Annotated in this window: 5 protein-coding genes and 1 pseudogene; 5 read left to right on the top strand and 1 reads right to left on the bottom strand. The window is 45.8% G+C overall.

Features of this window, described 5'->3' with window-relative positions; all coding sequences use genetic code 11:
- From dxs to sov, 5 genes are all read left to right on the top strand, one after another.
- Positions 1–1,755, top strand: a 1,755-nt coding sequence (gene dxs, locus BHV83_RS09615; protein ID WP_286757447.1) for a 1-deoxy-D-xylulose-5-phosphate synthase, incomplete at its 5' end; no start/stop codon positions are given.
- Positions 1,756–1,772: 17 nt separating this feature from the next.
- The gene (gene trkA / locus BHV83_RS09620) at positions 1,773–3,110 is read left to right on the top strand and encodes a Trk system potassium transporter TrkA (protein ID WP_005640429.1); all 1,338 of its coding nucleotides are present in this window, start codon (positions 1,773–1,775) and stop codon (positions 3,108–3,110) included.
- A 66-nt stretch (positions 3,111–3,176) separates the two neighbouring features.
- A complete protein-coding gene (locus tag BHV83_RS09625) occupies positions 3,177–4,631 on the top strand; it encodes a TrkH family potassium uptake protein (RefSeq protein WP_022321289.1) in 1,455 nt (484 codons plus the stop codon).
- A gap of 80 nt (positions 4,632–4,711) precedes the next feature.
- Positions 4,712–5,305, top strand: coding sequence for a Holliday junction branch migration protein RuvA (gene ruvA / locus BHV83_RS09630; protein ID WP_005645946.1), 594 nt, complete (start codon positions 4,712–4,714; stop codon positions 5,303–5,305).
- An 81-nt stretch (positions 5,306–5,386) separates the two neighbouring features.
- Positions 5,387–12,838 carry a T9SS outer membrane translocon Sov/SprA gene (gene sov, locus BHV83_RS09635; RefSeq protein ID WP_286757448.1) on the top strand — a complete coding sequence of 2,484 codons (7,452 nt, stop codon included), beginning with the start codon at positions 5,387–5,389 and terminating at the stop codon, positions 12,836–12,838.
- A 473-nt stretch (positions 12,839–13,311) separates the two neighbouring features.
- Here sov and BHV83_RS09640 read toward each other — a convergent pair.
- A pseudogene (locus tag BHV83_RS09640) lies at positions 13,312–13,417 on the bottom strand (uracil-DNA glycosylase); the annotation flags it as partial.

Genomic DNA, 13,417 nt, shown 5'->3' on the forward strand with positions numbered 1-13,417 from the left:
GTAGAGCTGACGGTTGCACTACACTATGTTTTTAATACTCCCTATGATCGTATTGTATGGGATGTGGGGCATCAGGCGTATGGTCATAAAATACTGACTGGACGTCGAGAGGCTTTTCATACGCTCCGAAAATTTAAAGGAATCAGTGGATTTCCTAATCCTCTGGAAAGCCCTTATGACGCATTTGTTGCCGGACATGCTTCAAATTCCATTTCGGCGGCTATGGGTATGTCGGTCGCTTCTGCGCTGAAAGGGGAAAAAGACAGGCATGTAATAGCTGTGATCGGTGATGGAGCTATGACGGGTGGTTTGGCATTTGAAGGTCTGAATAATGCGTCGGCTAATCCAAACAACCTGCTTATCATTCTTAATGATAATGACATGGCTATAGATCACGCAGTCGGTGGATTGAGCCAGTATCTAGTGGATATCACAACCAGCCAGGCATATAATAAAATGCGTTATGATGTGTACCGCGGATTGCGGAAGATGAAACTGATCAATAATGACCGTCGGGGAAATATCCTTCGTTTTAACAATAGTCTGAAAGCATTGCTTACTCAACAACATAATCTGTTTGAGGGATTCAGCATCCGTTACTTTGGTCCGATCGACGGGCATGATGTCGGTTATATGATCAAGGTTCTGAATGATATAAAGGATATGGAAGGTCCGAAACTATTACATATCAAAACTAAAAAAGGCAAAGGATTCAAGCCTGCTGAAAAGTCGGCAACGGAATGGCATGCACCAGGGCTGTTCAATAAAGAAACAGGAGAACGGATCATTGTCCATAAGTTGAACGAACCCCAACTTTATCAGGATGTTTTCGGACATACCCTTGTCGAGCTGGCCGAACAGGACGAACGGATCGTGGGAGTCACTCCTGCTATGCCGACAGGTTGTTCTATGACTTATATGATGAAAGCGTTTCCGAAACGGGCGTTTGATGTCGGGATTGCCGAAGGGCATTCGGTAACTTTCTCTGCCGGACTTGCCAAAGAGGGAATGATCCCATTCTGCAATGTCTACTCTTCTTTCATGCAGCGGGCATACGATATGGTGATACACGATGTTGCACTTCAGAATCTTCATATGGTAATCTGTCTGGACCGTGCCGGTCTAGTAGGCGAAGACGGGGCGACCCATCACGGGGTGTTCGACCTCGCTTATCTGCGTCCAGTCCCGAACTTGGTTATTTCATCTCCTTTGAACGAACTGGATTTAAGGAATTTGATGTATACCGGGTATAAGGAATGTAACGGCCCTTTTGTGATCCGTTATCCACGCGGTAAGGGAGAGATGGCAGATTGGAGGAATGAGATGCATATCCTTCCGATCGGGAAAGGCAAGAAACTTCGTGATGGGGATGATATTGCGATCTTGTCACTTGGACCTATTGGCAACGAAGTGATAAAGGCCATAAAGGAGGTTGAAAGTGATGGTATATCGATTGCCCATTATGATATGATTTTTTTAAAACCGATGGATGAAGAACTGCTGCATGAAGTCGGTAAGAGGTTCAGCCGTGTCATCACTGTTGAAAACGGCGTAATCAAAGGTGGACTGGGCAGTGCTGTTTTGGAATTTATGGCTGATAACGGATATGCTCCTCAGGTAAAACGGATTGGTGTGCCGGATGAGTTTGTCGAACATGGATCGATTCCCGAACTGTATAAGCTGTGTGGTATGGATGCCAAAAGTATTGCAGGAGAAATAAAAAAGATGGTTATCGGAGGATATATATCCTTATAATTAATCTATTATATAAAATGAAAATTATTATAGCCGGAGCCGGTGAAGTAGGAACCCACCTGGCAAAAATGTTATCACAGGAGAAGCAGGATATTATCCTGATGGATCCGAATGAGGAACGTTTGAATTTCACGAATTCAAGCATGGAGATCCTTCCTATGGTGGGTAATCCGACATCCATTCGGGACCTGGAAGAAGCCGGTATCAGAAAGGCTGACCTGTTTGTCAGTGTCACGCCGGAAGAAACGACCAATGTGGCAGCCAGCATTCTGGCTTCTAAATTAGGAGCACATAAGACGTTGGCGCGTATCAACAATTACGAATATTTGCTCCCTAAAAACAAGGAACTGTTTGAAAAAATGGGGATCGATTCCATGATTTACCCGGAAATGCTGGCAGCCAAAGAAATTGTTACGGCTGTCAGACGCCCGTGGACTCGGCAATACTGGGAGTTGTTCGGAGGCGCTCTGATTCTGATCGGTGTAAAGGTGCGCGATAATTCCCGACTTGTGAACAAACATCTGTCCGAATTACTGAACGAACAGAAACTCTATCATATCGTTGCCATCAAACGGCAGAACGAGACCATTATTCCCCGTGGTACGGATCGTATAGAATCGGGAGATATCGTTTTTTTTACAACGACTAAAAGCCATATCGAAGACGTCCGGTTGCATGCGGGCAAGCGAGACCCCGAAGTAAAGAAAGTCATTATTATGGGAGGAAGCCGTATTGCGATCCGTACCTGCCAGTACCTTCCGAACAATATCCGTGTAAAAGTAATCGAGACTAACAAAGAAAAGAGTCACCGTATAGCTGAGGTTGTCCCTGGAAATGTCTTGATCATCAATGGAGACGGACGCGATACCGATCTGTTGATGCAGGAAGGGATCAAAGATGCACAGGCATTTATCGCACTGACGGATAATTCGAGTACGAACATCTTGGCTTGTCTGGCTGCTAAACGCGCCGGAGTATTCAAGACTATCGCCAAGATCGAAAATATCGACTACATACCTTTAGCGGAGAGCATGGACATCGGCTCGGTTATCAATAAGAAACTGATTGCTGCCAGCCATATCTACCAATTCCTGTTGGATGCAGACGTGTCGAACGTGAAGTGTTTAACTTTTGCCAATGCAGATGTGGCGGAACTTGTTGCTCGTCCCGATTCGAAAATTACCCGTAAGCAGGTAAAAGATCTGAATCTTCCGAAAGATTTGACGTTGGGCGGATTGATTCGTGACGGTGAGCCTATGATGATCAAGGGTGATACACATATCCAAGCTTATGACCACGTTGTGGTGTTCTGTTTGGATACGGCTATGCGTAAATTGGAGGACTACTTTAATTAATTGTCAATGGACAACTCAGGGTTGTCTCTTTTCTCTGTTCAATGTGTCAATTGTTAATAGCATATTATGCTGAACATTCGTTTTATAATTAAGATGTTAGGGATGATGTTCATCCTTGAGACGTTGTTTATGCTGGCTGCAACGGCAGTCGCTTTCTTATATGAAGGAAATGACTTCTATCCGCTTCTTCAGTCGAGTGGTATCATGTTCGGAACGGGAGTCCTTTTTATGCTGATCGGACTACGAGCCAATGAACATACGGCCGGGCGCAGGGAAGGGATGCTGACTGTTACATTGACTTGGGCTCTTTTCTCCCTTTTGGGGATGTTACCATTCTATTTAGGTGGCTATATAGATAATGTGACGGATGCTTATTTCGAAACGATGTCCGGTTTTACGACGACAGGCTCTACCATATTGACCGATATCGAAGCACTTCCGCACGGGATATTGTTTTGGCGGAGCCTTACGCAATGGCAGGGCGGTATTGGAATGATCGTGTTTACTGTAGCGCTGATGCCTATTATCGGAGGTGGGGCTACCCAGATGTTCAATGCCGAGACTCCGGGTATCACGCACGAACGTTTCCGTCCGCGTGTTACCCAGGTGGCCAAGCGCCTGTGGGGAGTTTATTTGTTCCTGACCATTATCCTTATTGGTCTTTTATGGGCGGGTCCAATGGACTTGTATGACGCTGTCAATCATGCGCTCACTTGTATTTCTACAGGTGGCTATTCCACGAAAAATGCCAGTATCGCTTACTGGGACTCTGCCTATATCGAATATATAATTACGATTTTTATGTTTATCGGTGCGACCAATATTACTTTGATATATTTCTTTTTTAACGGTAGGCCCAAGAAGTTATTTGCGGATGAAGAAACACGCTGGTTTTTCTGGTTCGTACTGATTATTACGGCAATATCGACAGTCTGGATCATGTATAAAGGAATTGTGGACGATTTTGGTACAGCTTTTAGGCAAACGGTATTCCAGGTCGTGACATTGGTGTCTACATGTGGGTTTGCAACGGTCGATTATATTCCGTGGGGACCGTTTTTCTGGCTGTTAGCGCTAGTTCTGATGGTGGTATGTGGTTGTGCTGGCTCTACTTGTGGAGGTTTGAAAATGGGCCGTTTTGTGATTTTGACCAAGAACCTCTTTAATGAGTTTAAGAAGCAGACGCATCCACATGCCATTATTCCGGTACGAATGAACGGGCATGCTGTTTCTGGTGATATCGTCCACCGGGTATTGGCGTTCGCTTTTGCCTATATTGCTTTAATATTTGTCAGCTGTATGGTGCTGATGATCGATGGGGTAGGATTTGAGGAGACGATCGGGGCTACTATCTCTTCGATCAGTAACGTTGGACCGGGACTTGGTAGTCTGGGACCGGTCGGAAACTATGCTGATGTTCCGGTGGTATCGAAATGGTTCTTGTCTTTTCTGATGATGGTCGGACGTTTGGAGATCTTTACGGTGCTGACAATCTTGTTGCCGGGGTTTTGGAAACAATAATACTAAAAAAGATAGTTCGGATATACGCTTTTGTCTAATTTTGCGTTATAATAGGTGCGAATCATAAAGACGTAAGATACATGATAGAATATATCAAGGGAGAGATAGTAGAACTGACACCGGCCAGGATGATCTTGGAATGTGCCGGAATCGGTTATGAACTGAATATCTCCTTGAATACATATACTTTTTATAATGGGAAACCGACCGGGAAGATTTACGTGTACGAAGTAATACGTGAAGATGCCCATTTGCTTTTTGGCTTTGCAGGAAAAGATGAGCGCGAACTGTTTCTGATGTTGACTTCCGTGTCGGGAGTCGGTCCCAATACTGCCCGGATGATCCTTTCTTCCCTGTCACCATCCGAATTGATCCGGGTGATTGCAGATAAGAACGAAACAGCTCTGACGTCAGTCAAAGGAATCGGATTGAAAACAGCTCAACGTATTCTAGTTGATCTCAAAAACAAGGTAAAGCCGATAGAGGGAATGACAGTGACAGGTGGCTCCTCTTCTGTCGCTGCCAGTGGTGCTGTCACAGAAGAAGCAGTGGCGGCATTGGTTATGCTTGGATTCCAGAAGGCCGCTTCGCAAAAGGCGGTTAACTCGATATTGAAAGGTTCGCCTGCACTGGCTGTCGAGCAGGTCATTAAAACAGCCCTAAGAATGCTTTAAGCAATGGATAATTGGCAATTGGCAATTTAGGAGAATTTGGAATTGTCGGTTGTCATTGTCTGTTGTCAATTGTCAATTAACATGAGAAGGACACTGAAATTTATACTCTGGATAACAATTCTACTGTTTGGTGCAGGTCTGTATTCTATGAATACGGATTTTCTGGCCTATGAGATGTCGTTGCCGGATACTGAACAGCCGGTCGTTCCGGATGATACGGTGCCGAAGGTGCGCACCCGCTTTCCGGTAGCTAAGACGGTCCCTGAAGAATATCAGGATCTTACCAAGCAGTCACCTGCTGACTTGAAGACGCCGGATAACGTGAAATCAGTGGTCGAATATGATATCAGAACCGGGACATATGTAGTCCGTACCAAGTTAGGTGATGCCGATCTGACTACTCCTATTTCGTTGACTCCTGAGGAATACCAGGATTATAGTTTCCAAAAATCCGTTCAATCCTACTATCGCCAGAAAAACGAGGAAGAATTTCAAAAGGCGGCTAATAAGCAGTTCAACTTAGCTGATATGCAGTTCAATATCGGTGCGGCGGAACGTATCTTTGGGCCGGGCGGTGTCCGGGTGAAAACGCAAGGTTCGGCCGAAGTGGAGTTAGGCTTGAAGCAGAATAAAACCAAAAATCCCTCTTTGCCGGAACGTGCTCGTAACCGTACCTTCTTTAATTTCGATGAGAATGTTCAATTGAATGTACAGGCATCGGTTGGTAGCAAAGTGAATTTCGATATGAACTATAATACCGAAACTTCTTTTGATTTCGACTCCAAAAAACTGAAATTAGCTTATACCGGGGAGGAAGATGAAATTATCAAGTCGCTGGAAGCCGGAAATGTAAGTATGACAACCAGTAACTCCCTAATCAACGGAGGAGCAGCCCTGTTCGGTATGAAAGCGGATCTCCAGTTCGGGAAGCTGCGAGTCAATGCGTTGTTTGCACAGCAGGAGTCGGAATCGAAAACGGTCAGTTCTAAAGGGGGCGTGCAGACAAAACCTTTCGAATTGACGATTGACCAGTATGACGAGAATCGTCACTTTTTCCTGTCACACTATTTTCGCGACCGCTATGATGAGGCGGTGAAGAACCTGAATACGATTTCCTCTCCCGTCACGATCAGCAAGGTGGAAGTTTGGGTGACAAACAAACGGGCTACTTATGACCAGGCGCGTAACGTGGTCGCTTTTGCCGATCTGGCCGAGCATGATAATATTTCGAATACGGCGGTCGTTTCTCCTTCGGGGGCGCTGTCTATCCCCTATAATAATACGAATACATTATATAATACCCTTAACCAACAATTTACCGGTGCTCGTGATATCAGCACGGTAAATCAGGCGTTGGGAGGAACTTTTGTTAACGGTACGGAGTATGAAGAAGTGGAAAGCGCTCGTTTGCTGGATGCGTCCGAATATACGGTCAATACGAAGTTGGGGTATATCTCGCTGAAAACACAGTTGCAGGCAGATGAGGTATTGGCTGTCGCTTACAATTATACTTATTCGGATGGAAAGACTTATCAGGTTGGCGAGTTCTCGACTGACAACCCTTCATCGGCTGCCTCTTGCCTGTATGTGAAGTTGTTGAAAGGAATTACCATGTCGCCTGATATGCCTTTTTGGGACCTGATGATGAAAAATATCTATTCATTAGGAGCTTACTCTGTCCAAAAAGAGAAGTTCAAGTTGAATATCATGTATCAAAGCGATACAACCGGTACGTATGTCAACTATTTGCCGGAAGGGGCGATTGCCAACCAAATCTTGTTACGAGTGCTGAACCTGGATAGCTATGATTCCAACAATCAGCCGCATCCGGATGGTATATACGACTTTATTGAAGGTGTGACCGTCCTTGCCGATAATGGGAAAATTATTTTTCCAAGTGTGGAACCATTCGGTTCCTATCTGCGTAAAAAGATTAACAATGATGCGATTGCTGACAAATATGTATTCCAGGAACTCTACGACTCGACATTGACTGTCGCCAGACAGATTGCTGAAAAGAATAAGTTCAAACTGGAGGGGGAATACAAAGCCTCTTCGGGTGCCGAGATACAGTTGGGAGCTTCCAACGTAGCGCGAGGTTCAGTGAAAGTAACGGCTGGAGGAGCGATATTAACCGAGAATGTAGATTATACTGTTGACTATACTTCCGGCGTGGTAACGATCCTGAACGAAAGTATTATTTCTGCAGGCACGCCGGTCAGCGTCTCGCTGGAAAACCAGACAGCCTATAACATGCAGCGTAAGACCATGATGGGATTGGACTTGAACTATCAGTTCAACTCGAATCTGATGGTAGGCGCTACCATCATGCACATGTCCGAAATGCCGTTGACCACCAAGACGACGATGGGCGACGAAGCGATAAAGAATACGCTCTGGGGTGTCAATATGGCTTATAAGGGCGAGAGTCAGTGGCTTACCAATATGTTCGACAAGCTGCCGTTGCTGAACCTAAGCAAACCCAGCCAGATATCTTTCAATGCGGAGTTCGCTCATTTGATTGCCGGGCATTACGAAAACAAGAACACGGGTGGATATTCGTATCTGGATGACTTCGAGTCGACACAGAGCAATTTTGACCTCTCCGACCCTTATCCCTGGCAGTTGTCCAGTGTGCCTTATGACGATGGTACGCCTCAATTGTTCCCGGAAGCTGGACTGACCAATAATATCGATTACGGGAAAAGTCGTGCTTTGCTCGCTTGGTACACGATCGACGGATTGTTTACGCGTAAAAATTCTTCTTTGCGTCCGAAATATATTACGACAAAAGATTTGTCCAACCATTATGTCCGTGCTATCGAGACGAGAGAGTTGTTCCCGCAACGGCAGCAAAGCATGAGTGAAAGTAATACGTTGACAGTTCTGAACATGGCTTACTATCCGCAGGAACGCGGACCGTATAACTTGGATGCCGATAATATTAATCCTGACGGAACATTGCAAAACCCGGAAAAGCGTTTCGGTGGAATGATGCGAAAGATAGACCAGAGTGACTTTGAGACGGCGAATGTCGAATATATCGAATTTTGGATGCTCGATCCGTTCATTTATGATCGTCAGACAACAGGGGGGGATCTGTATTTTAATTTGGGTGAGATATCGGAAGACATATTGAAGGATGAAAAGAAGTTCTTCGAAAACGGATTGCCAATCGATGGCGATACGTCTAAGGTCGATTATACTGTTTGGGGTAAGGTTCCAAAACAGCAGAGTACAGTTTATGCCTTCGACAATACGGCAGGTGCACGTCTGTTGCAGGATGTCGGCCTGAACGGTTTATCCTCGGATGAAGAAAAGGAATATCCGGCTTACCAGGATTATCTGAATAAATTACGCCAGAAATTGAATGTGGTAACCCTAACCGAGATGGAGAACGACCCGTTACAGCTGTCCCCTTTCTTTGATCCGGCCGGTGACAAGTTCCACTATTTTCGTGGTTCGGACTATGATTCTCAGGAGGTGGATATCTTAACACGTTACAAACGCTATAATGGAACGGAAGGAAACTCGAAAGATATTAACGATTCGGGCGAGCGCTACAGCACTTCTTCCAAGACCGTGCCTGATGTAGAAGACATCAATCAGGACAATACTCTGAATAAAAATGAAAAATATTTCGAATACAAAGTCAGGATAACTCCGCAGGATACGGTTGTCGGTGAAAACTTCATTGCGGATAAACGTACTTCATCAGTAAGATTGGCGGATGGTACGACAGAATCCGTTACCTGGTATCAATTTAAGATTCCGGTAAAACAATATCAGCGTCGTGTGGGGGCAATCAATGATTTCAAGACGATTCGTTTCATGCGTATGTATATGACAGGATTTAAGGAATCGGTCGTGTTGCGCTTCGGTACTCTGCAATTGGTACGCGGAGAATGGCGATCCTACGAGCAGGATTTGTCCGATCCGAAGATGCCGCCCGCAGTGAAGGGTAAATTGGAAGTCTCGACTGTCAATATCGAGGAAAACAGTGACAGGGATCCGGTCAGCTATACATTGCCCCCGGGCGTCAGCCGTGTACTGGATCCAAGCCAGCCTCAGATTCGTCAGGAGAACGAACAGGCGCTTTCTTTAAAGATAACGGACCTTGCCGCTCAAGATGCACGTGCCGTGTATAAGAATACGAATTATGATTTGCGGCAGTATAAGCGCTTGCAACTGTTTACACATGCCGAGGCTCCGAAATTGGATGTAAACGATCTTGCAGATGGCGATCTCGCTGTTTTTATCCGCCTGGGATCGGACTATAAGAATAACTATTACGAATATGAAGTACCGTTGAAATTGACTCCGCACGGGGAGTATAACTATAACAATTCGGAACACCAGAAAATCGTTTGGCCGGCAGAAAACATGTTGAATTTCCGTTTGGAGATTCTGACGGACCTGAAACTGGAGCGTAACCGGGAAAAACGGTCCGGTACGAATGGAGTGTCTTTCCAGACTGTCTATTCTGGTAGGGATCCGGACAACGATGGTAATACGATCCGTGTCAAAGGCAATCCGAGTCTTTCCGAAGTGAAGACAGTCATGATCGGTGTGCGTAACGTGCGTAATAAGTTGAAGAGCGGGGAAGTTTGGGTGAACGAATTGCGCCTGACCGACTTCAATGAAGAAGGTGGGTGGGCTGCTAATGCGAATTTGAATGTTGCGCTTTCCGACTTGGGAACGGTGAATGTGGGTGGACGTATCGAAACGGCCGGCTTTGGTGCTCTTGACCAGTCTTTGAATGAACGCCGGATGGAGGACTTCAAACAGTATAACGTGGCGACCTCTATCGAATTGGGTAAACTGTTTCCGGAAAAGGCGCAAGTCAGCATCCCGTTCTATTATGCCTATTCGAAAGAAACATATGATCCGAAATACAATCCGCTGGATCAGGATGTCAAACTGAAGGATGCTATCGATAAGGCAGAAACAAAGGCTGAGAAGGATTCGATCCGTGATTATTCTCAAGATAGGACGGTTATCAAGAGTGTTTCATTCAATAACGTGCGTGTGAATATCAAGAGTAAGAATCCGATGCCTTATGATCCGGCAAACTTTACACTCGGATATTCGTACAGTATTAATGATAAGAAAAATCCGGAAACGGAATATGAAACGACGAAAGACTATCGTGCTAATTTTGCCTATAGCTATGTGCCTTATGTCAAGCCGATCAAGCCATTCGATAAGTTATTGAAGAAAAACAACGGTTATACGCGCTATGCCAAACAACTGGCGTTTAATGTGGCCCCGTCTATCAACTTCCAGACGGCCATGATGCGTAATTATTACGAAATAAAATTACGCGACCTGACAGGAGCAGCAACAGGTGTCACTAACGATATTCCGGTGACATTCAGCCAGAACTTCTATTGGGACCGTGCTTTCAGTTTGAACTGGGCTTTTACGAATAACCTGAACATAACGTTCAGTTCCGGTACGAATGCCCGTATCGAAGAACCGTATGTGCAGGTGAATAAGGAACTGAACCCGGACGGTTACCAGTTATGGAAAGATTCCGTGAAGAAGAGCATCGCTGACTTGGGAACCCCGATGAAGTATGACCAGCAGTTTATGGCGACCTGGCAGTTGCCGTTGCAGCTGATCCCGGTTCTGGATTGGACCAATGCTTCTTTGAGCTACAATGCTACTTACAACTGGGATCGTGGAGCGACGGTAAGCGAAGATATCGAGATGGGTAATACGATCAAGAACCAGCGTCAGTTCGATTTGCAGGCGAACTTGAACCTGTTATCTCTCTACAACAAAAACAAATATTTGAAGAAGATCAACCAGAAGTTTAACAATACCCGGACTACGGCTAAAAAAACGGAGAAGAAGAAAAAGCCGAAATTGGAAAAAGAAATTGTCTTGAGTCCGGACAGCGCTACGGTTGTCGAGCATGGAATGTTTACGAAAAAGGTGCAAATCACGGCCAGAAGAACGGACGGGCGTGTCTACAAAGTCAAGTTCAAGCCGATCAACTTCGCACAGGTTAAGATTTTGAACCAAGACACGGTGCGCTTGAAGTTGACGATCATACCGGGACCGGCCCCTACTGAGGATTTTCTTTACAAGGCGGTTGAACACAGTGCCCGCTTTTTGATGATGGTGCGCCGTTTCAATATTCAGTTTACGAACTCTGCCGGTATGATGCTGCCCGGTTTCCGTCCGGAGATCGGTGATATCTTTGGCCAGGGACGTTCTTCATTCGGACTTTCCCCGGGGATCGGTTTTGCGTTCGGTGACGTGCGTCGTAGCTATATAGACGAGGCATATGAAAAAGGCTGGCTGATTACGGATACCGAGAGAGACGTGAATGCCGCAGTCATGACCAGTACGAAAAATCTGAATATACGGGCGAACCTCGAACCGATCACTGGATTGAAGATCGACTTGACGGCTCTTCGCAACGATACGCGTAATACGGAAATACAATTTATGTATGAAGGTATGCCGGAGATTATGGGGGGAAACTTTACCATGACGACAATCGCGTTGGGAAGCGCATTCGGAGGCAGTGGCAATGCTATGAATAACTATTCTTCGAAAGCTTTTGACAAGTTGTTGGCAAACCGCGAGATCATTGCCCAACGTATCGAAAGCAAGTATTCCGGCTTGAAATATCCGGATGTGGGCTTTATCCATGATAAAGGCTTGGGAGGAATGCCTTATAATCCGGGAACAGATAATGTGAACGGCGTCAACCGGAATTCGGCGGATGTCCTGATTCCTGCATTTCTGGCCGCTTATACCGGTAAGGACCCGAAGAAGGTAGGCTTGACGGCTTTCCCTTCGTTGAAGAGCATGTTGCCTAACTGGCGCGTTACTTACGACGGCTTGATCAAGATTCCGGCTGTCAAGAAATATTTCAAGAGCTTGACGTTGAGTCACCAGTACCGTTGTTCTTATTCGGTAGGTGCTTTCACATCCTTCTTGAATTGGGTGGATGCCGGGCAGGACGGACTGGGATATATCCAGTCGATTCTGAACGATAACCCGACACCATCGTCTCCTTATTCGATTTCGTCTGTCAGCCTTACCGAAGCGTTTAGTCCTTTGTTGGGTGCAGATGCGACGCTGTTGAATAACGTGACGGTTCGGGCGGACTATTCGACTACCCGCAATTTAAGCCTGAACACGACATCCTACCAATTGGTCGAAGCACTTTCCAAGAAAGTGACGATCGGTTTGGGTTACAAATATGCCGAGTTCAACAAGGTTTTGAAGATGAAGAAAACGCGTGATTTCAGCAATGACCTCACCGTTCGCCTTGATTTCTCGTTCAACAAGATGCAGTCGTTGATTCGTAAAATCGACACGCAACTGACGCAGGCTACTAGCGGTAACATCGCAAAGACAATCTCCTTCTCGGCTGATTACGGTTTGAGCCGTGCGTTGACGGTCCGTGCATTCTATGATATTCAGATCAATGAACCGTTGATATCGAGTGCATCCTATCCGACTTCAAACTCAAACTACGGTATCAGTTTGCGGTTCTCTCTTGCACAATAATCCAGTTTCTCTATCACTCTATCACACTTTGTTTTGCAAGCATTGACAAACATGGTGTGCAAGGAGTGATACATACCGGATTCCTGTATCACACTTGTATCACTACCTGCCGTTGAAACGGGTAGCCGGTATTGTTTACAAAAACGCAGGGAACCGTGCCGATATACATCTGTGTGGAGATAGTTCCCTCAACATAAAGGTCCTTTTTTACTAAAACAAGTAGGAAAAGAACGAAAAGCAAGCAGAAAAGTTTGGTAACATGCCCATCTTCCGCCTTTCTACACCCGGATGTTACCGCTCTCCACACCCGGATGTCCGGAATGGCTACATACACCCGGATGTTACCGCTCTCCACACCCGGATGTCCGGAATGGCTACATCCGGATGTCCGGAATGGCTACATCCGGATGTCCGGAATGGCTACATCCGGATGTCCGGAATGGCTACATCCGGATGTCCGGAACTCGTACTTCTTACCAATCAATCTTTTGAATACCTTTGCTTTGGAGGAAAGTATTCGCCTTGCTGAAGTGTTTACAGCCGAAGAAACCATGGTCAGCAGAGCGTGGAGACGGATGC

The sequence above is a fragment of the Parabacteroides sp. merdae-related_45_40 genome, assembly GCF_001915675.1.

Bases quoted from the DNA above. Each gene is read 5' to 3' on its own strand.
- trkA (WP_005640429.1), top strand. From the start codon at position 1,773: ATGAAAATTATTATAGCCGGAGCCGGTGAAGTAGGAACCCACCTGGCA.
- BHV83_RS09625 (WP_022321289.1), top strand. From the start codon at position 3,177: ATGCTGAACATTCGTTTTATAATTAAGATGTTAGGGATGATGTTCATC.
- ruvA (WP_005645946.1), top strand. From the start codon at position 4,712: ATGATAGAATATATCAAGGGAGAGATAGTAGAACTGACACCGGCCAGG.
- sov (WP_286757448.1), top strand. From the start codon at position 5,387: ATGAGAAGGACACTGAAATTTATACTCTGGATAACAATTCTACTGTTT.